Source organism: Candidatus Sphingomonas colombiensis (assembly GCA_029202845.1).
Classification (GTDB): domain Bacteria; phylum Pseudomonadota; class Alphaproteobacteria; order Sphingomonadales; family Sphingomonadaceae; genus Sphingomonas; species Sphingomonas colombiensis.
The window spans coordinates 44,993-70,169 of the sequence record CP119315.1 but is presented as its reverse complement, the minus strand read 5'-3'; the positions used below and the strand labels follow the sequence as shown (position 1 = coordinate 70,169).

Sequence of the window (25,177 nt, the reverse complement as noted above, 5' to 3'; positions counted from 1 at the left end):
CCCCTAGCCGGTCGCCAGCCGGTATCCGATCCCCAACTCGTTGACGATCAGGCGCGGTTGAGCTGGATCGGATTCCAGCTTGTGCCGAAGCGCGCGGATCACGATGCGCAGATATTCGACGTGATCCTCCTGCGCCGGCCCCCATACGGTGCGCAGCAATTGCGTGTGGCTGATCACCCGATCGGGATGTCGCGCCAACTCCTCCAGCACACCATATTCCTTTGGCGTCAGGTGGATCTCCACGCCTTCGCGTCGCACGCGGCGGCGGGCGAGATCGATCGTCACCGCGCCGGCCTCCAACTGTTCGGCAGCCGTGGTGCCAGTTCGGCGATGGCGTAATGCGGTGCGGATGCGGGCGAGCAATTCCTCGGTATCGAACGGCTTGGTGAGATAATCGTCCGCGCCAAGATCGAGTGCCGCGACCTTCTCCTCCGTCTCGTTGCGCGCGGAGACGATGATCACCACCATATCCCCGCGCGCCTTGATGAGTTGGACGAGCTCCAGCCCGTCGCGGTCGGGCAGGCCGAGATCAAGCAGCACCGCGTCGGGGCGCTCGATAGCGACAAGGTTCATCGCCTCGCGCGCAGTCGCTGCCTCGCTGGCGCGATAGCCCGCGCGTGTCAGCGCCGCGTGGAGCAGGCGCCGGATCGCGGCATCATCCTCGACCAGCAGAACGCGGGCGTTGTTCGTCATCCGCAACTTGTTACGATCGCGGCGCGGCGGCGTCGAGCGCGCGGTTGAGCGCCAGCACGTTGACGCGCGGCTCGCCGATGAAGCCGAGCAGGGGGCGCTGCACATGCCGATCGACCAATGCGCGGACCGTCGCGAGATCCATGTGGCGCGCCGCGGCGACGCGCGTTGTTTGATACAAGGCCGCCTCAGGGCTGATATCGGGATCGAGCCCCGAGGCGGAGGCAGTCACCAGATCGGCAGGAGGAGCCGTCTCGTCCGGTGATGTGCGATTGGTGGAAATGTCCGCGCGGAGCCGATCCGCCAGCGGCCTGGCGGCGGGGCCGTAGTTCGATCCTCCAGACGCGAGCGGGTCATAGCCTTTGCCGGCGGCGGAGGGACGGCCATGGAAATAGGCCGGGCTAGCGAATTGCTGGCCGATGATCGCCGAACCGATCACCCGTCCGTGCGTATCGCGTACAACGCTGCCATTGGCCTGCCACGGGAAGATGAGTTGCCCGACGCCGGTGATCAGTGCCGGATAGGCGAGGCCGAGCAAGAGAGCGAACAGCAGCGTAAGCATCAGCGCGGGGCGCAGGCCGGATTTGATGTCGTTCAACATGGGGCGGAGCCTTCAGACGAGATGGAGTGCGCTGACCGCGAGATCGATCAGCTTGATACCGACGAAGGGCGCAGCCAGCCCACCGACACCGTAAATCGCCAGATTGCGCGCTAGCATCGGTCCCGCGCCCATCGGCTTGTAACGCACGCCGCGCAGCGCCAGCGGCACCAGCGCCGGAATGATCAGCGCGTTGAAAATGATCGCGGACAGGATCGCGCTGCGCGGGCTCGCGAGGCGCATCACGTTGAGCACGGCGAGCCCGGGATAGAGCGCGACGAACATCGCCGGAATGATCGCGAAGTATTTGGCTACGTCATTGGCGACCGAGAAGGTGGTCAAGCGCGCCGCGCGTCATCAGCAGCTGTTTGCCCGAGCCCGACGATCTCGATCAGTTTGGTCGGGTCGCTGTCGAGGTCGACCATATTGCCCGCCTCGCGCGCGGCCTGGGTACCGGTGTTCATCGCGACGCCGACGTCTGCCTGTGCGAGCGCTGGGGCATCGTTGGTGCCGTCGCCGCACATGGCGACGAGGCTTGCCGCCATGCTGCTCGCGTGCGGATCAGCGCGAGCTTATCCTCGGGTGTCGCCTCGGCGAGGAAATCGTCGACGCCGGCTTCGGCGGCGATCGCGGCAGCGGTGAGCGGGTTGTCGCCGGTGATCATCACGGTGCGGATGCCCATGCGACGCAGCTCCGCGAAACGCTCGCGGACGCCGGCCTTCACTACGTCCTTGAGCGCGACCGCACCCGAGCAGCCGCCCGTTGCGGACCACCGCGAGCGGGGTCCGTCCGGCGCGGGCGATCTCATCGGTCGATTGCCGCAGCTCGGTGGCGGCGACGGTGCCAGCGAGATCGGGGTGGGCACGCAGGATTGAATCGACGGCGCCCTTCTGCACGAGATCACCGCCGAAGCTGAGACCAGAGAGTCGCGTCTGCGCGGTGAAGGGGATCACCTCGGCGCCTTCGGGCAGCGGCTGCGACAGCCCGAACCTCTCCCGCGCGAGCGCGACGATCGAGCGGCCTTCCGGCGTTTCGTCGGCAAGGCTGGCGAGCAACGCGGCCTCGGCCAGCGCATGTTCGTCGATGCCCGTGAGCGGGCTGAACGCATTGGCCTGCCGATCGCCGATCGTGATAGTGCCGGTCTTGTCGAGCAGCAGCACGTCGCAATCGCCCGCCGCCTCCACCGCACGACCGGATTTGGCGAGCACGTTGAACCGAACCAGCCGGTCCATGCCCGCGATGCCGATCGCGGAAAGGAGTGCCGCGATGGTGGTGGGGATCAGCGTGATCAGCAACGCGGCGAGGATCGCCACTGGCACGCTGCCGCCGGCATAATGAGCGAAGCTCGGGATCGTGCCGACCGCGATCAGGAAGATGATCGTCAGGCCGACGAGCAGTATGGTGAGCGCCACCTCATTCGGCGTCTTCTGCCGCTCCGCTCCTTCGACCAGCGCGATCATGCGATCGAGGAAGCCGTGCCCCGGCTCGGCGGTGACGCGCACTTTGATCCGATCGGAGATGACGCGCGTACCGGCGGTGACGGCGGAACGATCGCCACCGGCCTCGCGGATTACGGGCGCGCTTTCGCCGGTGATCGCGGCTTCGTTGACGCTAGCTACGCCGTACACCACCTCGCCGTCGGCTGGGATCAGGTCGCCGGTTTCGACCAGCACCAGCTCGCCTTTCTCAAGCTGGGTGGCGGCGACCAATTCCCATGTTTCGCCGATGCCGGTGAGCAGTTTTGCGCGCAGCTCCGACTTGGTGGCGCGCAGCGACGCGGCCTGCGCACGGCCGCGCCCCTCCGCCAGCGCCTCGGCGAACGTGCCGAATAGCACCGTCAGCCACAGCCACACGATGAGCTGCGCGAGGAAGCCGATCGACACCTGCTCGCCGCCGATGACGAGGAATAGAGTGAGCAACAAAGCGACACAGGCGGTGACGAAAAGGATCGGGTTTTTCACCAGCGCACGCGGATCGAGCTTGCGAAAGGCATCGCCGATCGCGGGCATCACGAGCGCGGGGGAGAACATCGAGGTTGCGGTGGCCATGATGTGACAGCCTTCAGAAGAGCTGACCGGCGGTGCCGGTGAGATGATCGGCGATCGGGCCCAGCGCGAGGCCGGGCAGGAAGGTGAGGCCGCCGACGATCAGGATGATCGCCGACGAGCAGCCCGACGAACAGCGGCACCGGTGGTGGGGAACGTGCCGGTGCTCGGGCGTATGCGTTCTTGCGCCGCGAGGCTGCCGCGATCGCCAGCATCGGCACGATGATGAAGAAGCGCCCGATCCACATCGCGACGCCGAGCAGCCGATTGTAGAACGGTGTGCCCGCGCTCAGCCCTGCGAAGGCCGAGCCGTTGTTGGCCGTGGCCGAGGAGAAGGCGTAGAGCATCTCCGAGAAGCCGTGCGGCCCGCTTGTTGAGCGGCCCGGCGAGCCCGGCGGGCGAGACGCCGCGATCGCGCTGCAGCCGAGGATCATCAGCGGCAGCACCGCATCGCCAGCACGGCGAGCTTCACCTCGCGCGCCTCGATCTTCTTGCCGACATATTCCGGCGTGCGGCCCACCATCAGCCCGGCGACGAACACGGCGAGGATCGCGAACAGCAGGAAGCCGTAGATGCCCGCGCCGACGCCGCCGACGACGACCTCGCCCAGCTGCATGTTGAACATCGGGATCATGCCGCCCAGCGCCGTAAAGCTGTCGTGCATGGCATTGACCGCGCCGCATGAGGCCGCCGTCGTCGACCACCGCGAACAGCGCGGAGCCGATGACGCCGAAGCGCACCTCCTTGCCCTCCATATTGCCGCCGGCGATGCCGAGCGGTGCATCAGCGGCGTGGAATGCGCCGTCCTGCCATAAGCGACCGTCGACGCCGACGAGGAACAGGATCGCCCATCGCGGCGAGGATCGCCCAGCCCTGCCGCGTTCGTCCACCGCCTGGCCGAAAGTGTAGGTAAGGCCGGCGCCGATGCAGCGAAGATCGACAGCATCTGGACAAGGTTGGTCAGCGCGGTCGGGTTCTCGAACGGATGCGCGGAATTGGCGTTGAAGAAGCCGCCGCCATTGGTGCCGAGCATCTTGATCGCGATCCTGGCTGGCGACCGGGCCGAGAGCGATCGTCTGCTTCGCGCCCTCCAGGGTGTGCGCATCGACGAGGCGGCGAAGGTCTGCGGCACGCCGGCCAGACAGATACAGCGCATAGACGACGCAGATCGGCAGCAGGACGTAGAGCGTGACGCGCGTCAGATCGGCCCAGAAATTGCCGACCGTCGCGCATCGCGGCGCGCGAACCCGCGGAACAATGCGAACGCGATCGCGATGCCGGTTGCGGCCGAGAGGAAGTTGTGGATCGTCAGCGCCGAGCATCTGGCTGAGGTAGGACACGGTGCTCTCGCCGCCATAGCATTGCCAGTTGGTGTTGGTGACGAACGAGATCGCCGCGTTCATCGCGCCATCCGCGCCAAGGCCCGGCAGGCCGCGCGGGTTAAGCGGCAGCCATCCCTGCACGCGAAGCAGGAAATAGGTCAGCAGCGCGGTCGCGAGCTGGAACAGCAGCATATGCAACGCATAGGCGCGCCAGCCCTGTTCCTTCGCGGGATCGACGCCGGATAGCCGGTAGAAGCCACGCTCGACCGGCCCCAGCACGACATGAAGCGGGGTGCGCCGTCCTTCATAAAGCGCGAACAGCCACAACCCGATCGGTTTGGTGGTGACGCCGAGGATAGCGATGAAAAGGGCGATCAATGCCCAGCCCTGCGCGGTCATGTCAGAACCGCTCCGGCCGCACGAGGACGGCGACGAGATAGGCGAGCAATGCGAGGGCGGTGAGGCCGGCAAGCCACAGATGGATCGTCATCGTGTCACGCCACGTCGCAAAGGCGCACGAAGACGATGGTGAGCAGGAACAGCCCACCCAGCACTGCAAGCCACAGAAGATCGGACATGAGGATGCCTCGCGGCCGCGGGATGCGGCGTCGGTGCATCAATTAGGGCGCGGGCGCATAAGGTTTCGCGGGGGAAAACGGGTGTTTCGCATAAGGATCGCGTAAAGATCGCGCGCTAATGGGTGATTCCGGCGCTGTTTTCCGCCAACCTTGGGTTGCAAGGAGCAAGTGTTGACCGATCGCCGCCCATCGCCGGAAGCCTTGCTCCGCGCCGCCGCGCGGGAGAAGCGCGGGCGGCTGAAGATATTCCTCGGCGCGGCCCCCGGCGTCGGCAAGACATTCGAGATGCTGCGGGAGGGGGCGGAGCGCCTTGCCGCCGGGGTCGACGTGGTGATCGCGGTGGTCGAAACGCACGGGCGCGCGGACACCCAGCGGCTCGTCGCGCCGCTGCCGGTGATCCCGCGCCAGCGGATCGAGCATCGCGGGGCATGTGCTGGAGGAGATGGATCTCGATGCGGTGCTGGCGCGCGCGCCGCGCCTCGCACTGGTCGACGAACTGGCCCACACCAATGCCGAAGGCTGCCGGCACGCCAAACGCTGGCAGGACGTGCAGGAACTGCTCGACGCCGGGATCGACGTACATACCACGCTCAACATCCAGCATGTCGAAAGCCTGGGCGATGTGGTGGCGAGCTTCACCCGCGGTGCGCATCCGCGAGACGGTGCCCGATCACGTACTGGAAGGCGCGGAGATCGAGGTGGTCGATCTGCCGCCCGATGAGCTGATCGAGCGGCTGAAGGAGGGCAAGGTTTATGTCCCGGCCGAAGCGACGCGCGCGCTGGGGCACTTTTTTTCCAAGGAAAACCTCTCCGCGCTGCGAGAGATGGCGCTGCGTCGTGCGGCGCAGAGTGTCGACCGCAGCCTCGTGGATTTCCTCGATGCGCACGCCGTCTCGGGCACTTTCGCCGGCGGCGAGCGCGTGCTGGTGGCGGTGAGCGAGCTTCCCGGCGGCGATGCGCTGGTCCGCGCGGGCAAGCGCCTGGCGGACGCGCTGCGCGCGCCATGGCAGGCGGCGCATATCGAAACGCCGCGCTCGGCGGCGTTCGGGGCGGACGACCGGCGCCGTGTAGCGGAGGCGCTGCAACTCGCGGCGAGCCTTGGGGCCACCATCGCCAGCGTGCCGGCGGAAACGGTGATGGAGGGGCTGACGACGCATATCGAGGGGATGCGCGCGACGCAGCTTGTGCTCGGACGCTCACGGCGAAGCTGGTGGTTCGAGCTGCGTCATGGATCGGTGGTCGAACAATTGCTGCGCCACAGCGAGGGGCTGGCGGTGCATGTCATTCCATCGGAGGTCGCGCCGCCTACTCGCCCGGAACGGGTGTCGCGGCAGATCGACTGGCGCGGGATGGGCGCGGGCGTGGCGGCGGTGGCGGCCACCACGGCGCTGGCGACGGTGGTGGAGCCGGTGATCGGCACTGGGGCGATCGATCTCATCTATCTGCTGCCGGTGATCCTGATCTCGCTATTGTTCGGGCGCTGGCCTGGGATCGCGACCGGAGCGCTCGCCGGGCTCGCCTATAATTTCTTCTTCCTCCCGCCGATCTACACCTTCACGATCGCCGATCCGCAGAGCGTGCTGACCGTGATCGTGCTGCTGGCGATCGCGGTGTTCGTCGCGAGCCTTGCCGACCGGCTGCGCGTGCGCGCCTCGATCGGCGCGCGCAGTGCGATTGAGAATGCGGCGGTGGCTGCGTTCGGGCAGGCGCTGGCGCGCTGTTCGGACTGGCAGACGACTGGCGATACGGTGTGCAACGAGCTGGCGCGGACGCTTGACGTGTCGGTGCTCTTGCTGGCCGAGCCGGAGGGCAAGCTGGCGATCGTCTCCGCCTGTCCACCCGATACGCCTAACCTTAGCCCGGTCGATCGCGCGGCGGCCGAATGGGCGTGGAGCCGGGGCGAGGTGACCGGATGCGACACCGGCACGCTCAACGCGGCGGACTGGCAGTTCCACCCGCTGCGCACAACGCTGGGCACGCTCGCCGTGGTCGCACTGGCGCGAAACGACGGCGGGCCGCCGGTGCCGGCGACGCGCGCGACGCTGCTCTCGACGTTGCTGGGGCAGGCGGCGCTGGCGCATGAGCGGCTGCGGCTGGAGGACCAGTTGCGCGAGGTGAAGGTGATCGAGGAGCGCGATCGGCTGCGCTCCGCGTTGCTTTCCTCGATCGGCCACGATTTGCGTACGCCGTTGACGGCAGTGAGCACCGCGATCGACGCGATCGCGGCAAATCATGCGGGCGAGCCAGCGGTGGTGATCGCGCGCGCGGAGCTGGCGCGGCTAAGGCGTTTCCTCGCCAATCTGATCGAGATGGTGCGGATCGACAGCGGGACACTGGCGGCGGCGATCGAGCCGGTCGACCTGACCGACGCGGTGGCCGGCGCGGTGCATGACGTGCGCGATCTGCTGCCGGACGCGCGGGTCGATTTCCGCGTGCCGCCCGATCTGCCGCTGGTGCCGGCCGATCCGCGATTGCTGCATCATATCCTGCTCAATCTGCTGACCAATGCCGCGACGCATGGCGCGGGGCGGGTGACGATCGCCGGCGCCCGCTTACCCCAAGGGGTGCGGCTGTCGATCGCAGATCAGGGGCCCGGTCTGCCGCCGGGCGGGGCGGAGGCACTGTTCGATGCCTTCGCGCGCGGCACCGGATCGGACAGTCGCGGTGGCAGTGGGCTCGGCCTCGCTATCGCACGCAGCTTCGCGGAGGCGATGCGGGTGAAGATCGGCGCCAGCGACGCCGCCGAGGGCGGCGCGGTGTTCACGCTGGACTTCGATCTGAAATAGCGCGGTTAGAGCGCTTCTTCCTCCCGCACGTCGCCTTCGCCGGTGGTGCCCGCGCTGCCGATCGAGCGATCGATCATGCCGGTGTGGCTCATCCACCAGAACAGCAGCACGCCGGGCAGCGCGATGATGGTGGTGAACAGATAGAAGTTCACATAGCCCATCGCCTCGATCAGCCCACCGGCCGTGGTGCCGGTCACGATCCGGCCAAGGATGCTCGCGGCGGCCGAGATCAGCGCATATTGCGCCGCCGTGAAGCGCAGATCGCACAGCGCGGAGAAATAGGCGACCACCGCCACCCCGCCGAAGCCGCTGGCGAAATTCTCGAACCCGATCGCACCCGCCATGCCGAGGTTTGAATGACCGGCGGCGGCAAGGCCGGCGAAGCTCAGGTTCGACACCATCATCAGGACGAGCGCGAGCAACACCGAGCGCTTCAGCCCCATCCGCGCATAAAGAATGCCGCCGACGAAGATGCCGACGAGATAGGCCCAGAAGCCCAGGCCCACGTCGTAAAAGGCGATTTCGTCATTGGTGAATTTCAGATCGTCGAACAGCAGGCGGAAGGTGAGGTTCGCCAGCGTGTCGCCTATCTTGTGGATCAGGATAAAGGCGAGGATCACGAACGCGCCGGGCCGCGCGAAGAATTGCACGAACGGCCGCCATATCGCCTCCAGCGCGGCAGAAAGCCCCTTGCGCTCCGCAACCACGTGTCGGCGCTCAGGTTCGCCGACGATCAATCCGGCGAGCATCGCGGGAAATGCGAAGCAGGCGCAGATGAGATAGGCATATTCCCAGCCGCCGCGCGCCGCGATCACCAGCGCGAGCGCGCCCGCGCCGGCGGAACCGATCCGCCAGCCATATTGGCTCATCCCCGCGCCGACGCCGAGCTGGCGCGGCTCGAGTATCTCGATGCGATAGGCATCGATCACGATATCGAACGTGGCGCCCGCCGCCCCGACGAGGATCGCCGCCAGCGCGGTCGCGGCGATATCCGCTCTTGGATCGACAAAGGCGAGGTTGGCGACCGCGGCGATCACCAGCACCCCCGCGAGAAGCAGCCATGAGACGCGCTGTCCCAGCCGCCCGATCACCGGCAGCCGCACGCCATCGACCACCCAGGCCCACAGGAATTTGAGGTTATAGACGAGGAAGGCGAGGCTGAATGCGGTGACCGTCTTCTTGTCGATCCCGTCCTGCGCCAGCCGGGTGGTAAGCGTCGCGCCGATCATCGCATAGGGGAAGCCCGATGAGATGCCGAGCGCCAGCGCGGCGAGCGGGGCCTTTTCGGCATAGGGCTTCACGCCATCGACCCATGTCCGCTCAACGCCTATATTCATCGCTTGCCCTTGCTCCCCGCGCGCGGTTTCGCGACACTTAGCCGGAAAAGATCGAGAGGACAGCCATGAACGCACCAGCCGGCCGCCTCCAGCCAACGCCCGGGCAACTCGCGCTCGCGGCTGCGCTGGCCGATGGGGGCACCGCCCGCGCCCCGCGCATCACTTATGTCGACGCGGCGGCCTATACCGATCCCGCGCGGCATATGGCGGAGCAGGCGCGCATTTTCTCCCGCGTGCCATTGGTGATCGCGCCATCCGCATTGTTGCCGGAGCCGAACATGGCGGTGCCGCATGACGGCTTCGGCAAGCCGCTGCTCATCACGCGCGACAAGGCGGGGGAGGCGCATGTCTTCCTCAACGTGTGCCGCCATCGCGGGACGCGGCTGGTGGAGGGCGAGGAGGTGGTGTGCGGGTCGCGGCTGGTCTGCCCGTATCACGCCTGGACCTATGCGCTCGACGGGCGGCTGACCGGCCTGCCACGTACGGACGCATTTCCGGGGCTCGACAAGGACGAATATGGCCTGAAACGCCTGCCGACGCGTGAAGCTGGCGGCCTGATCTGGTTCTCGTTCGACGAAGCTGCGGATTTCGCCGAGGCCGATGCGCTGGGGCATGATTTCGATGCCTTCGGGCTTGCCGGGCTGCATCTGTTCAAGCGGCGGACGCATGATGTGCCGGCGAACTGGAAGCTCATCATGGATGCGTTCCTTGAGAGCTATCACGTGCTGCGGCTCCACGCGAACACGATCGGCCCGTTCTTCAAGGACGGCGTATCGACCGCAGACACGATCGGCCCGCACCAGCGCTCCGCCGTTGGCCGCGATGTGGAGGAGGCGGCGGTGCGCGCCGGCGACTGGCCGACGTTGCGCTCCGCGATCACCTATACCTATCAGATGTTCCCCGGCACAGTGCTGATCGTCAGCCCCGATTATGTGAACCTGATGGTGATGATGCCACAGGCGCACGATCGGGTGCTGGTGGAGGATTTCATGTTGATTCCAGAGCCGCCCGCGACCGAAAAGGCGCTGCGGCATTGGGAAAAAAGCTGGGCGCTGCTCGATGGCGGCGTGTTCGGCAGCGAGGATTTCCGCGCCGCCGCTTTGGGGCAGGAGGGCCTGGAGTCCGGCGCAATCGAGCGTGTGACGCTGGGTTCGCTGGAGGCGGGCATCCGCCAGTTTCATGATGCTGTGGAGGCAAAACTTTGATTCGACCAAGGCGCAGCGCGCTGTTCATGCCCGCATCCAATGCACGGGCGATCGAGAAGGCGCGCGGGCTGGATTGCGACGTGGTGATTCTCGATCTGGAGGATGCGGTCTCACCCGACCAGAAGGAAATCGCGCGCGAACAAGCGGTTGCGGCGGTGCGCGACAACGGCTTTGGCCGGCGCGAACTGGTGGTGCGCGCGAACGGCCTCGATAGCGAATGGGGCGCTGGAGATCTCGCGGCAATCGCCAGCGTGCGCCCTGACGCGGTGCTGCTGCCCAAGGTCTCGTCGCCCGAAACGCTGCGCGAGGCGCGCGCCGCGCTGGGCGCAGGGCCCGCGTTATGGGCGATGATCGAGACGTGCCGGGGGATCGTCGACCTGCCCGCGATCGTCGCGGTGGCGGCGGAAACCGGGCTGGCCGCGCTGGTGCTCGGGCCGAACGATCTCGCCAAGGAAATGCGTTGCCGTCCTGGCGTTGACCGTGCGCCGCTGCTCCCGGCGATGAGCAATCTCGTGCTGTGCGCGCGGATGGCGGGGATCGCTGCGCTGGACGGCGTTTGCAACGCGATCGACGATCCCGCGCGGATCGAGGCGGAATGCCGGCAGGGGTTGGCATGGGGCTTCGACGGCAAGACGCTGATCCACCCCTCGCAGATCGCGCCAGCGAATGCCGTCTTCTCGCCGAGCGAGGATGAGGTGGCGTGGGCGCGCGATGTGGTCGCGGCGTTCGACGATCCCGCCAATGCGGGGAAGGGCGCGATCCGCGTGGCGGGCAAGATGGTGGAATTGCTCCACCGCGATGATGCGCGGCGAACGCTGGCGATTGCGGCGGCGGCGGCGGATTAGTCGCGCGCGTCCAGTCCCAGAACCGGAAGCGGGTTGCCGGCCAGTCCGCTGACCATCGCGGCTTGAATCAGCGTCGCGGGCCAGATGCGGGAGAGCGGGCCGACCAGCCAGTCGCGGAGCATCGGCAGCATCCGGCTGTCGGATTGATAGACTGGGGTGAATAGCCGGCTCATCGCCTGATAGAGCGCGACATGCCGTCGTCGCAGCGCGATCGCATGGGGCAGCGCGTCGGCGATCTCCTCCCGCTCGCGCAGCGCCTTCGCCACCGCCCATGCGTCGAGCAATGCCATATTGACGCCTTGACCCAGTTGCGGGCTGGTCGAATGCCAGGCGTCGCCGATGTGGATAAGCGCGGGCTCGGCCGGCGTTGCGAGAGTGCGATGCGCGTATTGCGCAAAAGTAAGCTGTTCCGCGTCGGTGATCTGCGCGAGCAGCGGTTCGGTCGCGGGCCAGAGCGCACGTACCTCTTCCTTCCACACGGTCAGGCCGGCCGCGCGCCAGTCGTCGAGCCGATCGCGGCGGAGCGACCAGAAGAAGGCGGCTTTCTCGCTCGCCGCGCCCGGCGGAATGCCGATCGGCAGCACGCCCGTCATGCGGCTCGCACGGTAATAGCGTTGTTCGAGCGCGCACGTGTCGAACGGCGTGCCCGGCCAGTCGAGGCTCGCCCACAACGCGCCATAAGTGAGCGCGCCATTGCTGGGCGGGGCGAGCGCCGAACGGCTGCCGAGCGCGTCGATCACAAGATCGAACGGCGCGCTATCGCCGCCATCCGCGAAGATCAGGCGCCGACCGTCGCGATCATGGCGAGATGCGGAGATGGCGCGGCCGGCTTCGATCGGGATGCCGGCCGCGCTGGCCGCGTCATGCAACGTCGCGAACAGGCTCGCGCGGTGGATGCCGACGCCGAAGCCCGCGCGCCGCCCGAGTGCGCCATAGCGCACGTCGAGCACCACGCTGCGTCCCGCGCGACCGAACAACCGGTCGATCCGGGCGCCGCGTGTTATCAGCGTGTCGGCCAGCCCAAGTTCGCCAAGCACCGCCAGCCCGACCGGCTGGAGCATCAGCCCGGAGCCGACCGGCTGCGGCGTTTCGAACCGCTCGAAGATGGTAGGGCGATGCCCGTCGCGCGCCAGCAACAGCGCAGCGGCAAGCCCGGCCGGCCCGCAGCCGGCGATCGCAATCCTGTACGTCAGCGGTGGAGGCTCAGTCGAACCCGTTGGCGAGATAGCGTTCGGCGGCCGCGCAATGCATCGCCACGCCCTTTGCCATCGTCGTTTCCTCGATCGTCATCTTGGTGTTGTGGAGCGGCGGATTGGTGCGCGGATCGCTGCCGTCGGGCGCGACGCCGATGAAGGCCATCGCCCCCGGCACCTCGCGCAGCACATAGGAGAAATCCTCGCCCCCCATCATCGGCGTGGGCATTTCGGACCAGCCGCGCTCGCCCGAGATTTCACCGGCGAGGGTGCGCACCAGCCCGGTCGCGCGCGGATCGCACATCGTGACGGGATAGCCTTCGTCGATCTCCACCTCGGCGGTGCAGCCGTGTGCGGCCGCCACGTCCGCCGCGATGCGGCGGAAGGCGGCGCGCATCGTCTCCCGCGTCGATTCGGACAGCGTGCGCAGCGTGCCCATCAGTTTCACATCGTCGGGGATGATGTTGTGCGACGAGCCGGCGTGGATCTGGGTGATCGTCAGCACCGCCGGATCGGATACGGGGACGCGGCGCGCGATGAACGTCTGGATCGCGCCGACGATCTCGCACGCCACCGGGATCGGATCGAGGCAATCGTGCGGCATCGCGGCATGGCCGCCCTTGCCGCGAATCGTGGCATGAACCGTGTCGGTGGAGGCGAGGAGCGGGCCTTCGCGCCCGACGAACACACCCGCGGGGGCATTGGGCGAGATATGCAGCGCAAAGGCCGCATCGGGCCGCGCGATATCGAGCAGCCCGTCCTCGATCATGCAGCGCGCGCCATGGTGCCCCTCTTCGCCGGGCTGGAACATGAAGACGACGGTGCCGCCAAGCTCGTCCTTGCGCGCGCACAACGCCTTGGCCGCACCCGCCAGCATCGCGCTGTGCGCGTCATGGCCGCAGGCGTGCATCGCGCCGGGGATGGTGGAGGCGAAATCGAGCCCGGTTTCCTCCGACATCGGCAATGCGTCCATGTCGCCGCGCAGCAATACGGTGCGCGTGTTGCTGCCTTCGCCGGCGCGGCCGCCACGCAGGATCGCGACGAACCCGGTGGTGGAGGTGCTGTCATGAATCTCAAGCGGCAGGCCTGCGAGCGCGGCCTTCAGCTTCTCCGTGGTGCGCGGGCAGTGGTTGCCGATTTCCGGCTCGGCATGGATCGCGCGGCGCAGCGCGATGACGTCCGCGAGTTCCCCCGCGCCGATGGCGGTCCAGTCGGTGCGGCGGTCGATCGTGGTGGTCATGGCAATGCTCCTTTGCCGATGATCCTACGCCCGGCTCGCGCGGAGGGTCCAGCCCCGAGGAGGAATTTGAGGGGCGTGATGGGGGTTGCCGGGGATCGGAGCCGCCGCGCGATCGGTGCCCGGCAGCAGTTCCGGTGACAATATCCTTGCGACCCGGCCGGGCTGACCGATCCCCGCGGAGGTCGATCGAGCCTAGAACAACTCCCCCTGCGGCCCGCGTGGCGGCCGGAACAGATCGGTGCGAAGTTGCATCTTCTCGCCATTGCGATCGATATCGGCGCGGCGGCGCGCGATCAGGAACCGGGTGCGCAGCAGATCGCCCCACGGTCCTTGCCCGCGCATCCGGCTGAAAAAGCCGGGGTCATTGTCCTTGCCACCGCCGCGCATCGACTGGATGATCGACATCACCTTGCCCGCGCGATCCGGGAAATGCTCGTCAAGCCAAGCGCGGAACAGCGGCGCGACCTCCCACGGCAGACGCACCGGGATGAACGAGACACCGCGCGCGCCGGCCTCTGCAGCGCGCGCGACGATCGCCTCCACCTCGTCGTCGGTTATCGCGGGAATCACCGGGGCCATGTTGACGTAAACAGGCACGCCCGCGTCCGCGAGCTTGCGCACCGCCGCGAGTCGACGTTCTGGATGTGGGGCGCGCGGCTCGATCGTCATCGCGATGCGCGGGCGAAGCGATGTGACGGAGACCGCCACCGCTACCAGCCCCTTTGCGGCCATCGGCGCGAGCAGATCGAGATCGCGCACCACGCGATCCGATTTGGTGGTGATGAGCAGCGGGTGATCACATTCCGCCAGCACCTCGATAATGCTCCGGGTGATGCGCCATTCGCGCTCGATCGGCTGATAGGGATCGGTGTTCGTCCCCATTGCGATCGGCTGGCAGATGTAGCCGCGTTTGCCGAGTTCCGCGCGCAGCAATGCCGCCGCATCGGGCTTCGCGAACAGCTTCGTCTCGAAATCGAGACCGGGCGACAGATCGTGATAAGCGTGCGTCGGCCTGGCGAAGCAATAGATGCAGCCATGTTCGCAGCCGCGATACGGATTGATCGAGCGATCGAACGGAAGATCGGGGGAGGCGTTGCGGCTGATGATCGTTTTCGGCCGCTCGACGGTGATGGTGGTGCGCAGTGCTGGCGGTTCGCCGTCGATCAGTTCGCGCTCGTCGAGCCAGTCGCCATCGGCCTCGGTCTGCGGCAGGTTGAAGCGACGGCTTTCGTCGTTGCGCGTCGCGCCGCGCACCGCGCGCGGCTTGGTTCGGGATTGCGGCCGGGCCTGATCCATGGCCTGACTTTACCAGAACAAAATAAGAACATCAACGCCAGCGGCCGGTTTCCATCCAGCGCAGCAGCGGCTTCAGCGGCGTGATCCAGACAATGCCGGTGAAGACATAGAATATGAGCTGCAACGCCCAATGCCATTGCCCGACGATGCCGGACAGGCTGACGACCGCGACGCACCAAATCGCGATGAGCGCGAGAATGATGAGCATTCCCGCCGGTTTGCGCCAGCTTGGCGTCATGAGGTGATCCATTCCTTTTCGGTTGCGATCGCATGGAGCGGCATGTCCCACGGATCGACCGGCAGCGCCTTCACCTCCTGCGCGGAAAGCGCAACCCCGATCCGCCACGCATCGGGAAAACGCGCGAAGGCCCGGTCGTAATGCCCCGCACCTTGCCCGAGTCGGTCGAGCGAGCGCGTGAAGGCGAGGAGCGGGGTGAGGATGATGTCGGGCGCCAGTTCGGCGGCGTGTTGGTGTGGTTGGGACAGGCCGAACGGACCCGCTGCCAAGGCCGCCTCGGTATCCCAGGCGAGGAAGCGGATCGGCGTCGCGCGGTCGATGACATGCGGCAATGCGATTACGCACCCGGCTTCCACTGCCGCGCGGGCGAGCTGCGCCGGATCGGCCTCGCTGCCGATCGGCATGTAACTGGCGACTGTCAGACCATGTGACAGCAATGCGCGGAATTCGGCCGGACACGGCACCGTCGCGCCGTGCATCGCGACGAAGCCCCTGCGGGCCACGCGCGCTGCGGCGCGGATCGTTCGCTTATCGTGTTCGTCGATCATGTCCGGTCAGTCATGAAGGGTGGCGGGACCGCCATGGCCGTATGCCGGAATATCCTCTGACGCCCGTTACGTCAGGTGGGGACCATGTACGTCAGACCAGGATCTGCGCAGGGACAGCCCCCATGGATGATGAATAGCCTCAGGGATAATGAAGGCTCGTACCGGGCAGAACCCGCCGCCAGTGAATCTAGGCGCTTGCCGTATTTTTCTCAAGGCTTGTCGCGAGCGATTCGAGCCTTTCGGCCAGCGCGTCGAGCGCCGCCGTCTCGCCGGGCGCGCGGGCGGCGGCTTTCGCGTCGGCCAGATCATCCGCCAGCATCAGCGCGGCGAGCAGCAGCGCCTGCGCCGTGCCGGCATTGCCGGACGCGCGCTGCGCATCGGCCCAGCGATCCGCGATCATCGAACCCAGTTGCTCGAGTCGCTCCTCTTCGCCGTCCTTGCATGCGACCGGCCAGCGATTTTCGCCGATCTCCAGCGTTACGGTAGCCATCAGCGATCCTCTCGCGAGATGATGTCGTCCAGCGCGTCCACAGCCGTCGCCATCGCTTCACGCAATTTGGCGTGGCGGCGCGCGAGCGAATCGCTTTCCTGGCGCTGGGCGACGACGGCGGCTTCGATCCGCGCGACCGCCGCCTCGATCCGTTGCAACGGCGAGGTGTCTGTCATGGCGCGAGGATAGGAAGATGGCGGTTTCGGGACAAGCCCGCAGTCGCTGGTCCGTTGCGCGGTTGACGCGCGCCGCATCCGTCGCGCAAAGGCACCCGCGACGGGGGTTTGGCCGCATTCCAGCGGATCGGGACCGCCCACCATGGGTCTCCGGAGGATAAGAGGACTTATGACCAAGGTTGCGATCAATGGTTTCGGGCGCATCGGCCGCCTGGTAGCGCGCGCGATGCTGGAGCGGGGCGGGGACCTCGAACTGGTCGCGATCAACGATCTCGCTGACGCCAAATCGAACGCATGGCTGTTCGCGCGTGACAGCGTTCATGGCCGCTGGCCGGGCACGGTTACCGCCGAGGGCCAGGACCTGGTAATCGACGGCAAGCGCATCCGCGTGACCGCCGAGCGCGATCCCGCGAACCTGCCGCACAAGGAACTGGGCGTCGAGCTGGTGCTGGAATGCACCGGCTTCTTCACTGATCGCGAGGCATGCCAGAAGCATATCGACGCCGGTGCAAAGAAGGTGCTGATCTCCGCACCGGGCAAAGGCGTCGATCTGACCGTCGTGTTCGGCGTCAACGATGACAAGCTGGAGGCCGGCCACACGATCGTGTCGAACGCATCGTGCACCACCAACTGCCTCGCGCCCGTCGCGAAGGTCCTCAACGACGCGCTCGGCATCGAGCGCGGGCTGATGACCACCGTCCACGCTTACACCAACGATCAGAAGATCCTCGACCAGATCCACCCCGATCTGCGCCGTGCGCGCGCCGCCGGCATGTCGATGATCCCCACCACCACCGGCGCCGCGCGTGCGGTGGGCGAAGTGCTGCCGGAGCTGAAGGGTAAGCTCGACGGATCGGCGATCCGCGTGCCGACCCCGGATGTCAGCCTGATCGACCTGACCTTCACGCCGAAGCGCGACACCACGAAGGAAGAGGTCAACCAGATCCTCAAGGCCGCATCGGAGAGCGGGCGCCTGAAGGGCATCCTCGACTATACCGATGAGCCGCTCGTCTCGATCGATCTGATGCACACCCCGGCATCCTCGACCGTCGACAGCCTGGAGACGGCGGTGCTGGACGGCAAGCTGGTGCGCGTTGTCAGCTGGTATGACAATGAATGGGGCTTCTCGAACCGCATGGTCGATACCGCCACCGCGATGGCGCGGCTCGGCTGAGCTGCTGCGGGGTGCGCCGGCGATCCGCCGGCGCATCCTGCGCAACCACCCAGTGCCACGTTCAGATCAGGACTGAAGAAACATGCAAAAGCCATTCCGTACGCTCGATGATATCGGGGATATCCATGGCAAGCGTGTCCTCGTCCGCGAGGATCTGAACGTCCCGCTCGCCGATGGCCGGGTGAGCGACGATACGCGCTTGCGCGCCACCGTAGCGACAGTGGCCGAGCTGGCTGACAAGGGCGCGGTCGTGCTGGTGCTGGCGCATTTCGGGCGGCCCAAAGGGCAGCCCAATCCGGACATGTCGCTCGCGATGATCGTCGAGCCCTATTCCCAGGTGCTGGGCCGGCCGGTGCATTTCATCGATTGGGACGGCGCCGAGCAGGCGATCGCCGCGCTTCAGCCGGGCGATATCGCGGTGCTGGAGAATACGCGCTTCTTCTCAGGGGAAGAGAAGAACGAACGCGAAGTGATTGATCGTATTGCCGCGCTTGGCGATCTTTACGTCAACGACGCTTTCTCCGCCGCACATCGCGCCCATGCCTCTACGGTGGGGGTGGCGCAGGTTCTTCCCGCTCACGCCGGTCGCGCGATGGAGGCCGAGCTGGACGCTCTGGAGAAGGCGCTGGGCAACCCCGAACATCCGGTGGCTGCGGTTGTGGGCGGGGCGAAGGTTTCGACCAAGCTCGACGTGCTGAAGCATCTGGTGGCCAAGGTCGATCACCTGATTATCGGCGGCGGCATGGCCAACACGTTCCTCGCCGCGCGTGGCGTGAATGTCGGCAAAAGCCTGTGCGAGCATGACCTTACGGGGACTGCTGACGAAATTCTCGAGGCGGCGGATCGCGCCGGCTGCACTGTCCATCTGCCCTATGACGTGGTGGTGGCGAAGGAATTCCGCCCCAATCCGCCGACGCGGACAATCAACGTCCATGAGGTCGCGGCCGACGAGATGATCCTCGATGTCGGCCCGGCAGCGGTGGAGGCATTGGGCGATGTGCTCAAGAATTGCCGCACGCTCGTATGGAACGGCCCGCTCGGCGCGTTCGAAACCGCGCCGTTCGATGCCGCTACGGTGGCGCTGGCGCGGACGGCGGCGGCGCTGACGCAGGACGGCAGCCTCGTATCGGTGGCTGGCGGTGGCGATACCGTCGCCGCGCTCAACCATGCGGGTGTGGCCGATGCCTTCACCTTCGTCTCCACCGCCGGGGGCGCATTCCTCGAATGGATGGAGGGCAAGGAGCTGCCCGGCGTGAAGGCGCTGACGCGCTGATTCAGGATGGGTGCTCGTTCAGCAGCGGGATGATGATCTCGTTGAGCGTGTCGAGATCGAGCGCGCCGGCCTTGGCGTAACGCACCACCCCGGAGCGATCGATCACATAGTTGGTCGGCACCCCGGTCATGACGCCATATGGCCCCTTGATCCGCCGCACCGCCGGAATCGAGAGCTTCGCGAACACCGGCTTCAGCTTGTAGAGCGGCAATGAATCCTCGGTCGTCACGGCGAAAACGCGCAGGCCGTATTTCTGGGTGACCTGATAATAAGCATCAAGCGTCGGCAGTTCGGTGCGGCACGGCACGCACCATGTCGCCCAGAAATTGAGCACGACGACCTTGCCGCGCAGCTCGGACAGCTTGATCTTCTCTCCCTTCTGACCTTCGAACAGGGTCAGCTCGAAATCGGGCGCGACCTCTCCGACATGGGGTGCTTTTTGCGCATGGGCGATTTGCGAGGGCGCGATCAGCATCGCCGCCATCAGCAAGCCACTGAACGCGCGCCGCATATTACCGTCCCCTCGATATCCCCGTGCAGGAAGCGCAGCGACGGACGGATAGTCAATCCCACTGGCGCGCGGTCGAACCCCCGGCTAACAGGCTCGGAACTTGTTTGTTACATTCAGGGGTATGCGATGACGCCGACGGTCAAGGCCATTCTCGACAAGTATGAATCCGATTCTCCCGCCACCAAGGCGAACCTCGCCCGCATCCTGATGCACGGGCGGCTGGGCGGCACCGGGAAGCTGATCATCCTGCCGGTGGATCAGGGCTTCGAGCACGGCCCCGCGCGCAGCTTCGCGATCAATCCGCCCGCCTATGATCCGCATTACCACTATCAGCTCGCGATCGACGCGGGGCTTTCGGCTTATGCCGCGCCGCTCGGCATGCTGGAAGCTGGCGCAGAGACCTTCGCCGGGCAGGTGCCGACGATCCTGAAGTGCAACAGCTCGAACAGCTGGGCGACCAGCATCGATCAGGCGGTGACGGCGGGCGTGGACGACGCACTGCGGCTCGGCTGCGCCGCGATCGGCTTCACCATCTATCCGGGTTCGGACCATGTGTTCGAGCAGATGGAAGAGATTCGCGAGCTTTCCGCGCAGGCGAAGTCGGTTGGCATCGCCACCGTCATCTGGTCCTATCCGCGTGGCGGCAATCTCTCGAAGGAGGGCGAGTTGGCGCTCGATGTCGGCGCTTATGCCGCGCACATGGCGGCGTTGCTCGGCGCGCACATCATCAAGGTGAAGCTGCCGAGCGATCATATCGAGCAGCCCGAGGCCAAGAAGATCTATGAGGGCGGTGACTGGTCGACGCAGGCGAAGCGCGTCGCGCATGTCGTCCAGTCGAGCTTTGCGGGCCGGCGCATCGTGGTGTTCTCGGGCGGCGCGGCGAAGGGTGCGGACGCGGTCTATCAGGACGCGCGCGACATTCGCGACGGTGGCGGCAACGGCTCGATCATCGGGCGCAACACCTTCCAGCGCGAGCGCGGCGAGGCGCTGGCGATGCTCGACAAACTCGTCCGCATCTACAAGGGCGAGGAATAAGTAGGTGGCAATCAGGGCCGTCGCGGCAGTTTTTGTCGCGATGGCTTTGGCTGCCGCTACGAACGCCGAGGCCTGCTCGATGGCGTCGGGCTATAAGGTGCCGACCAATCTGGAGCTTGCGGTCCGGGCAGATACGATCGTAATCGCGACGGTCGATGGCGAACGGGCTGGCAAAGATGTTTTCGACAGCGTCGTATTCGCCACCCCGACGACTTTGCTGAAGGGGGAGGAGCTTCCTCCGCGCATCGCGCTAAAAGGTACGAGCTATGGCTCGACTCATGGATTTCGACCGCATCGCAGCGACCGCAGGCAATTACGCGAACCCAATCCCGATGCCCTCATCGGCGGTTGCGTCCGTTATTTCGTCGATCCCGGCATGCACCTCGTCCTGTTTCTTACGCGGGATGAGAAGGGTGAACTAACACCTTATCGCAGCAGCTTTTCTCGCGACGCGGAAGACGTCGATGGGCCCGATGGCCTGTGGGTGAAGGCGGTGCGCGAATATGCGGCCATTTCGACAGCGCCGAAGCGGGAGTGGCGCCCGCGCCTGCTTGCGCGTGCGGCGGCATTGCGCGCACTCGGCGATGCGGATTCGCTCGCGATCGCGGCGGATATGGATGTTGAGCGCAAGGGGCGACGATTGCCGCCGACCGATTGAAGCAAGAAGGGAACGGTGATGGTCGAACGACTGAACGAACCCGATCAAGGCTGGATCGATGTCGACAAATATATCGTCGACAAATTGCTGGGTGAGGATGCCGCGCTTGCCGCTACGCTTGCCGCCAATGCCGCGCGCGGACTGCCCGACATCGACGTTTCCCCACCGCAGGGGAAGTTGCTCCAGCTGCTCGCGCTGATCGGTGGCGCGCGGCGTGTGCTGGAGGTGGGGACGCTCGGTGGCTATTCGACGATCTGGCTGGCGCGCGCTGTGGGCGAGGGCGGGCGCATCGTGACGCTGGAGATCGATCCTCACCATGCGGAGGTTGCACGCGACAACCTCGCCGCCGCCGGCGTCGGGGACCGGGTGGAGGTGATCACCGGGGCCGCGCTTGCTGCGCTGGCGCGGCTGGAAGGTCCGTTCGATCTGGTTTTCATCGACGCCGACAAGGAAAATAACGTCGCTTATATGCGTGAGGCGATCCGGCTTTCGCGGCCCGGCACGGTGATCGTCGTCGACAATGTGATCCGCGAGGGCGGGGTGCTCGATGCCACGAGCAACGATTCCCGCATCACCGGCACGCGCGCGCTGTTCGATTATGTGGCCAGCGAACCGCGCCTCACCGCCACGGCGATCCAGACGGTCGGGGGCAAGAAATGGGATGGCTTCCTGCTGACGATCGTCGACGCGGGGTGACGCAGGCGATTGCTCCGATGATGTGAGTGCTCGCCGTGTTAGTCGCTCGGCTGTGGTCCACAGGCCGTTTTAGGCGATCAGCCCGCGACTGGCAGTTTCACGCCGCCATCGGCGTCGCGCTCCAGCGGACCATAAGCGATCACCGTTTCTAGCAGCAGAGGCTCATAGAGATGCGGGAAGAGCTGGCCGCCGCGTGACGCTTCCCACTTCAGGCTCGCCCCGAATGACGTGAGATCGACCGCAACGACATGCAGATCGCGCTGCCCGGCGAAATGCTTGTCCACCGTCTCGGTCAACTGCGCGGCGGTGGACAGGTGGACATAGCCATCGGCGATATCCACCGGCGCGCCCGCGAAGCTGCCGTCGCGCTCCAGTGCCGCCATCTGATCGGCGGTCAGCACCTTATACGCGACGGTCGGCCGATCGCTCATTCCGGGGCGCCCGAACCTTCGGCGGCGGGAGCCTCGCCCTCGACCGTCTCGTCCATGGCGGTATCGTCCTCTTCGCTTTCCTCGATTCGCGCGGCGGAGACGACATGCTCGTCATTCGCCACGTTGAACAACCGCACGCCTGCCGAGCCGCGCCCGATCACACGCAGATCGCCAAGCGGAATGCGGATCATCTTCGCCTGATCGGTGACGAGCATCAGCTGCTGCGCCTTGGTCGCCGGGAAGCTCGCGACGACGAGGCCGTTGCGCGCGATATTGTCGATATTGGTGATGCCCTGACCACCACGCCCCGTGCGGCGATATTCATATGCCGACGAGAGCTTGCCATAGCCGTTGGCACAGATCGTGAGGATGAACTCTTCCTGCTCCGCCAGATGCGCGAAGCGTTCCTCGTCCATCACGCGCGGGCTGCGATCGGGATCCTCGGCCTTCCACGGGGCGTGGCGCAGATAATCGTCGCGCTCGTCCTGATCGCGCATGCCGACCTTGTGGAGGATCGACAGCGAGATCACCTCGTCGCCCGCCGCAAGCCGCATCCCGCGCACACCGGTTGACGCGCGGCTCTGGAATTCGCGCACCTCGTCTCCGGAGAAGCGGATCGCCTTGCCCTGGCGCGTCGCCAGCAGCACGTCGCTGCGCTCGTCGAGCAGGCCGACGCCGATCAGGCGGTCGTCCTCGTCCTCACCCTCGAACTTCATCGCGATCTTGCCGTTCGACGGCACGTTGGTGAAGGCATCCATGCTGTTGCGCCGCACATTGCCCTTGGCGGTGGCGAACATGACGTGGAGCTTGCCCCACTCGGCCTCGTCCTCCGGCAGCGGCAGGACGGTGGAGATCGTCTCGCCCTCCGCCAGTGGCAGCAGGTTGACCATCGGCCGGCCGCGCGTGGCAGGGCCACCCTCGGGCAACCGCCAGACCTTCATGCGATAGACCTTGCCGCGCGTGGAGAAGAACAGCACCGGCGTGTGCGTCGAGGTGACGAACAGCTCGGTGACGACATCCTCATCCTTGGTCGCCATGCCGCTGCGGCCTTTGCCGCCACGCGCCTGCGCGCGGAACGCCTCGAGCGGGGTGCGCTTGATATAGCCCTGCATGGTCACGGTGACGACCATGTCCTCGCGCTCGATCAGATCCTCATCCTCGATCCCATCGGCGGCGGCGGCGATCTCGGTGCGGCGCGGTGTAGCGAAAAGCGCGCGCACTTCGGTCAGCTCGTCGCGCATCACTTGATAGAGCTTGGCGCGGTTGGCCAGGATTTCGAGCAGCTCCGCGATCGAGGCGGCGAGCTGTTCCAGCTCATTGCCGATTTCGTCACGGCCCAGCGCGGTGAGGCGATGCAGGCGCAGATCGAGAATCGCGCGGACCTGGATTTCGCTCAGGCGATAGGTTTCGCCGGTAACCTCGACATCGACCGCTTCGACCAGCCGGATATAGGGCGCGATCTCCGCGATCGGCCATTCGCGCGCCAGCAATGCGGCGCGCGCCTCTGCCGGGCTGGCCGAGCCACGGATGATCCGCACCATCTCGTCGAGATTGGTGACCGCGATGACGAGGCCGAGCAAGATGTGCGCACGATCGCGCGCCTTGGCCAGCTCGAACTTCGAGCGCCGCGTGATGACGATTTCGCGGAACTGGATGAACGACTGGATGATGTCGCGCAGGCCGAGCATCTCTGGCCGGCCGCCGCGAATCGCCAGCATGTTGGCGGGGAAGCTCGATTGCGCGGGCGTGTGCCGCCAGAGTTGGTTCAGCACCACCTCTGGCGTCGCGTCGCGCTTCAGATCGATGACGACACGCACGCCAAGACGATTCGATTCGTCGCGAATATCGCTGACGCCCTCGATGCGCTTGTCCTTGGCGGCTTCCGCGATCTTCTCGACCAGCGCGTTCTTGCCCTGCTGGTATGGAATTTCGGTCAGCACGATCGAGCGCCGGTCGCCGCGGCCTTCCTCGATGATGTGGCGCGAACGCACGATGACCGAGCCGCGGCCCGTGGCGTAAGCCGAACGCGCGCCGGAACGGCCGAGGATGATCGCCCCGGTCGGGAAATCCGGCCCCGGCACGATCTCCATCAGTTCCTCGGTGGTGATCGCGCCATTGTCGAGATAGGCGAAACAGGCGTCGATCACTTCGCCGAGATTATGCGGCGGGATGTTGGTGGCCATGCCGACGGCGATGCCGCCCGCACCGTTGACCAGCAGATTGGGGAAACGCGCCGGCAGCACCTGCGGCTCGCTTTCCGATCCGTCATAGTTCGGCTGGAAGTCGACCGTATCCTTGTCGAGATCGTCGAGCAGATAATCCGCGATCTTGGCGAGGCGCGCCTCGGTGTAACGCATCGCGGCGGGCGGATCGGGGTCCATCGAGCCGAAGTTGCCCTGACCGTCGATCAGCGGCGCGCGCATCGACCAGTCCTGCGTCATACGCGCAAGGGCATCGTAGATCGCACTGTCGCCGTGCGGGTGATATTTACCGATCACGTCACCGACGATGCGCGCCGATTTGCGATACGGGCGGTTCCAGACGAATCCGCTCTCGTTCGCGGAAAAGAGGATGCGGCGATGCACAGGCTTCAGGCCGTCGCGAACATCGGGCAGCGCACGCGCCACGATCACGCTCATCGCGTAATCGAGGTAGCTCGTTTTCATCTCATCGACGATGGAGATGCGTGCAATGTCCGAAGGTTCGGCGAGGAGAGTCTCGTCGGTCAAGAATCAGTGCTTTCGGGTTGTGTCTTTTCGATGACGAACCCTAGCCCAGCCGCCGCGCGCTTTCCACCCCACGCGCACGCGCG

General features: G+C 66.2%; 23 protein-coding genes and 3 pseudogenes. 8 read left to right on the top strand and 18 right to left on the bottom strand.

What is annotated here, in order from left to right; genetic code table 11:
• Positions 1-3 precede the first annotated feature (3 nt).
• The 7 genes and pseudogenes from P0Y64_00365 to kdpF form a co-directional block, all read right to left on the bottom strand.
• A complete protein-coding gene (locus P0Y64_00365; protein WEK43357.1) occupies positions 4-693 on the bottom strand; it encodes a response regulator transcription factor in 690 nt (229 codons plus the stop codon).
• A gap of 10 nt (positions 694-703) precedes the next feature.
• Complete coding sequence (gene kdpC, locus P0Y64_00360; GenBank protein WEK43356.1) at positions 704-1,291, bottom strand: potassium-transporting ATPase subunit KdpC; 588 nt, start codon at positions 1,289-1,291, stop codon at positions 704-706.
• A gap of 12 nt (positions 1,292-1,303) precedes the next feature.
• Positions 1,304-3,336, bottom strand: a pseudogene (gene kdpB / locus P0Y64_00355) (potassium-transporting ATPase subunit KdpB).
• A gap of 13 nt (positions 3,337-3,349) precedes the next feature.
• A complete protein-coding gene (locus P0Y64_00350; protein WEK44915.1) occupies positions 3,350-3,436 on the bottom strand; it encodes a hypothetical protein in 87 nt (28 codons plus the stop codon).
• 79 nt (positions 3,437-3,515) lie between these two features.
• Positions 3,516-4,223 (bottom strand): annotated as a pseudogene (locus P0Y64_00345) (potassium-transporting ATPase subunit KdpA).
• 308 nt (positions 4,224-4,531) lie between these two features.
• Complete coding sequence (locus tag P0Y64_00340; protein ID WEK43355.1) at positions 4,532-4,690, bottom strand: potassium-transporting ATPase subunit KdpA; 159 nt, start codon at positions 4,688-4,690, stop codon at positions 4,532-4,534.
• Between the two features lie 365 nt (positions 4,691-5,055).
• On the bottom strand, positions 5,056-5,145 hold the full coding sequence (gene kdpF / locus P0Y64_00335) for a K(+)-transporting ATPase subunit F (GenBank protein ID WEK43354.1): 90 nt from the start codon (positions 5,143-5,145) through the stop codon (positions 5,056-5,058).
• A 259-nt stretch (positions 5,146-5,404) separates the two neighbouring features.
• On the opposite strand from kdpF, the pseudogene P0Y64_00330 reads away from it, so the two are divergent.
• Positions 5,405-8,019, top strand: a pseudogene (locus P0Y64_00330) (sensor histidine kinase KdpD).
• A gap of 5 nt (positions 8,020-8,024) precedes the next feature.
• Here P0Y64_00330 and P0Y64_00325 read toward each other — a convergent pair.
• The gene (locus tag P0Y64_00325) at positions 8,025-9,356 is read right to left on the bottom strand and encodes an MFS transporter (GenBank protein WEK43353.1); all 1,332 of its coding nucleotides are present in this window, start codon (positions 9,354-9,356) and stop codon (positions 8,025-8,027) included.
• 65 nt (positions 9,357-9,421) lie between these two features.
• Here P0Y64_00325 and P0Y64_00320 point away from each other — a divergent pair, with 65 nt between their 5' ends.
• Positions 9,422-10,561, top strand: coding sequence for an aromatic ring-hydroxylating dioxygenase subunit alpha (locus tag P0Y64_00320; protein WEK43352.1), 1,140 nt, complete (start codon positions 9,422-9,424; stop codon positions 10,559-10,561).
• 26 nt (positions 10,562-10,587) lie between these two features.
• Positions 10,588-11,406, top strand: a complete 819-nt coding sequence (locus tag P0Y64_00315) for a CoA ester lyase (protein WEK43351.1) — start codon at positions 10,588-10,590, stop codon at positions 11,404-11,406.
• Here the strand turns inward: P0Y64_00315 and P0Y64_00310 are convergent.
• The 7 genes from P0Y64_00310 to P0Y64_00280 form a co-directional block, all read right to left on the bottom strand.
• A complete protein-coding gene (locus P0Y64_00310) occupies positions 11,403-12,542 on the bottom strand; it encodes an NAD(P)/FAD-dependent oxidoreductase (protein WEK43350.1) in 1,140 nt (379 codons plus the stop codon). The genes P0Y64_00315 and P0Y64_00310 overlap by 4 nt on opposite strands.
• A 67-nt stretch (positions 12,543-12,609) precedes the next feature.
• On the bottom strand, positions 12,610-13,839 hold the full coding sequence (locus P0Y64_00305) for a M20 family metallopeptidase (protein ID WEK43349.1): 1,230 nt from the start codon (positions 13,837-13,839) through the stop codon (positions 12,610-12,612).
• 192 nt (positions 13,840-14,031) lie between these two features.
• Positions 14,032-15,135 (bottom strand): PA0069 family radical SAM protein, encoded by a 1,104-nt coding sequence (locus P0Y64_00300; GenBank protein WEK43348.1) that lies wholly within the window; start codon positions 15,133-15,135, stop codon positions 14,032-14,034.
• A gap of 31 nt (positions 15,136-15,166) precedes the next feature.
• Complete coding sequence (locus P0Y64_00295) at positions 15,167-15,373, bottom strand: DUF2842 domain-containing protein (GenBank protein WEK43347.1); 207 nt, start codon at positions 15,371-15,373, stop codon at positions 15,167-15,169.
• The gene (locus P0Y64_00290) at positions 15,370-15,921 is read right to left on the bottom strand and encodes a 5-formyltetrahydrofolate cyclo-ligase (protein WEK43346.1); all 552 of its coding nucleotides are present in this window, start codon (positions 15,919-15,921) and stop codon (positions 15,370-15,372) included. Before P0Y64_00290 ends, P0Y64_00295 begins: the two co-directional genes overlap by 4 nt.
• Positions 15,922-16,108: 187 nt before the next feature.
• Entirely contained in the window at positions 16,109-16,411 is a 303-nt protein-coding gene (gene zapA / locus P0Y64_00285) for a cell division protein ZapA (GenBank protein WEK43345.1), read from the bottom strand.
• Positions 16,411-16,587, bottom strand: coding sequence for a hypothetical protein (locus P0Y64_00280; GenBank protein WEK43344.1), 177 nt, complete (start codon positions 16,585-16,587; stop codon positions 16,411-16,413). The genes zapA and P0Y64_00280 overlap by 1 nt, the downstream gene beginning before the upstream one ends.
• Positions 16,588-16,756: 169 nt before the next feature.
• On the opposite strand from P0Y64_00280, the gene gap reads away from it, so the two are divergent.
• Both gap and P0Y64_00270 read left to right on the top strand, forming a co-directional pair.
• Positions 16,757-17,761, top strand: coding sequence for a type I glyceraldehyde-3-phosphate dehydrogenase (gene gap, locus P0Y64_00275; GenBank protein WEK43343.1), 1,005 nt, complete (start codon positions 16,757-16,759; stop codon positions 17,759-17,761).
• Positions 17,762-17,843: 82 nt separating this feature from the next.
• A complete protein-coding gene (locus P0Y64_00270; protein WEK43342.1) occupies positions 17,844-19,034 on the top strand; it encodes a phosphoglycerate kinase in 1,191 nt (396 codons plus the stop codon).
• 1 nt (position 19,035) lies between these two features.
• Here P0Y64_00270 and P0Y64_00265 read toward each other — a convergent pair whose 3' ends face one another.
• Entirely contained in the window at positions 19,036-19,545 is a 510-nt protein-coding gene (locus tag P0Y64_00265; GenBank protein WEK43341.1) for a TlpA disulfide reductase family protein, read from the bottom strand.
• Positions 19,546-19,671: 126 nt separating this feature from the next.
• Between P0Y64_00265 and P0Y64_00260 the strand changes: the two genes are divergently transcribed.
• The 3 genes from P0Y64_00260 to P0Y64_00250 are packed head-to-tail and all read left to right on the top strand — an operon-like array spanning position 19,672 to position 21,934.
• Entirely contained in the window at positions 19,672-20,580 is a 909-nt protein-coding gene (locus P0Y64_00260; GenBank protein ID WEK43340.1) for a class I fructose-bisphosphate aldolase, read from the top strand.
• Between the two features lie 4 nt (positions 20,581-20,584).
• Positions 20,585-21,238, top strand: a complete 654-nt coding sequence (locus P0Y64_00255) for a hypothetical protein (protein WEK43339.1) — start codon at positions 20,585-20,587, stop codon at positions 21,236-21,238.
• Between the two features lie 18 nt (positions 21,239-21,256).
• Positions 21,257-21,934: an O-methyltransferase gene (locus P0Y64_00250; GenBank protein WEK43338.1), complete on the top strand. Its 678-nt coding sequence runs from the start codon at positions 21,257-21,259 to the stop codon at positions 21,932-21,934.
• A 77-nt stretch (positions 21,935-22,011) separates the two neighbouring features.
• On the opposite strand, the gene P0Y64_00245 is transcribed toward P0Y64_00250, so the two are convergent.
• Both P0Y64_00245 and gyrA read right to left on the bottom strand, forming a co-directional pair.
• On the bottom strand, positions 22,012-22,365 hold the full coding sequence (locus P0Y64_00245; protein WEK43337.1) for a DUF952 domain-containing protein: 354 nt from the start codon (positions 22,363-22,365) through the stop codon (positions 22,012-22,014).
• Positions 22,362-25,094, bottom strand: a complete 2,733-nt coding sequence (gene gyrA, locus P0Y64_00240) for a DNA gyrase subunit A (protein ID WEK43336.1) — start codon at positions 25,092-25,094, stop codon at positions 22,362-22,364. Before gyrA ends, P0Y64_00245 begins: the two co-directional genes overlap by 4 nt.
• Positions 25,095-25,177: the final 83 nt, after the last annotated feature.

What these genes read in the sequence shown, in the direction of transcription:
- P0Y64_00265 (WEK43341.1), bottom strand. Translation starts at nt 19,545, where the DNA reads ATGCGGCGCGCGTTCAGTGGCTTGCTGATGGCGGCGATGCTGATCGCG.
- P0Y64_00320 (WEK43352.1), top strand. Translation starts at nt 9,422, where the DNA reads ATGAACGCACCAGCCGGCCGCCTCCAGCCAACGCCCGGGCAACTCGCG.
- P0Y64_00270 (WEK43342.1), top strand. Translation starts at nt 17,844, where the DNA reads ATGCAAAAGCCATTCCGTACGCTCGATGATATCGGGGATATCCATGGC.
- P0Y64_00325 (WEK43353.1), bottom strand. Translation starts at nt 9,356, where the DNA reads ATGAATATAGGCGTTGAGCGGACATGGGTCGATGGCGTGAAGCCCTAT.
- P0Y64_00250 (WEK43338.1), top strand. Translation starts at nt 21,257, where the DNA reads ATGGTCGAACGACTGAACGAACCCGATCAAGGCTGGATCGATGTCGAC.
- P0Y64_00260 (WEK43340.1), top strand. Translation starts at nt 19,672, where the DNA reads ATGACGCCGACGGTCAAGGCCATTCTCGACAAGTATGAATCCGATTCT.
- P0Y64_00290 (WEK43346.1), bottom strand. Translation starts at nt 15,921, where the DNA reads ATGATCGACGAACACGATAAGCGAACGATCCGCGCCGCAGCGCGCGTG.
- P0Y64_00340 (WEK43355.1), bottom strand. Translation starts at nt 4,690, where the DNA reads ATGGCGGCGAGAGCACCGTGTCCTACCTCAGCCAGATGCTCGGCGCTG.
- P0Y64_00280 (WEK43344.1), bottom strand. Translation starts at nt 16,587, where the DNA reads ATGACAGACACCTCGCCGTTGCAACGGATCGAGGCGGCGGTCGCGCGG.
- P0Y64_00315 (WEK43351.1), top strand. Translation starts at nt 10,588, where the DNA reads ATGCCCGCATCCAATGCACGGGCGATCGAGAAGGCGCGCGGGCTGGAT.
- zapA (WEK43345.1), bottom strand. Translation starts at nt 16,411, where the DNA reads ATGGCTACCGTAACGCTGGAGATCGGCGAAAATCGCTGGCCGGTCGCA.
- P0Y64_00295 (WEK43347.1), bottom strand. Translation starts at nt 15,373, where the DNA reads ATGACGCCAAGCTGGCGCAAACCGGCGGGAATGCTCATCATTCTCGCG.
- gap (WEK43343.1), top strand. Translation starts at nt 16,757, where the DNA reads ATGACCAAGGTTGCGATCAATGGTTTCGGGCGCATCGGCCGCCTGGTA.
- P0Y64_00300 (WEK43348.1), bottom strand. Translation starts at nt 15,135, where the DNA reads ATGGATCAGGCCCGGCCGCAATCCCGAACCAAGCCGCGCGCGGTGCGC.
- P0Y64_00365 (WEK43357.1), bottom strand. Translation starts at nt 693, where the DNA reads ATGACGAACAACGCCCGCGTTCTGCTGGTCGAGGATGATGCCGCGATC.
- kdpC (WEK43356.1), bottom strand. Translation starts at nt 1,291, where the DNA reads ATGTTGAACGACATCAAATCCGGCCTGCGCCCCGCGCTGATGCTTACG.
- kdpF (WEK43354.1), bottom strand. Translation starts at nt 5,145, where the DNA reads ATGACGATCCATCTGTGGCTTGCCGGCCTCACCGCCCTCGCATTGCTC.
- P0Y64_00245 (WEK43337.1), bottom strand. Translation starts at nt 22,365, where the DNA reads ATGAGCGATCGGCCGACCGTCGCGTATAAGGTGCTGACCGCCGATCAG.
- P0Y64_00305 (WEK43349.1), bottom strand. Translation starts at nt 13,839, where the DNA reads ATGACCACCACGATCGACCGCCGCACCGACTGGACCGCCATCGGCGCG.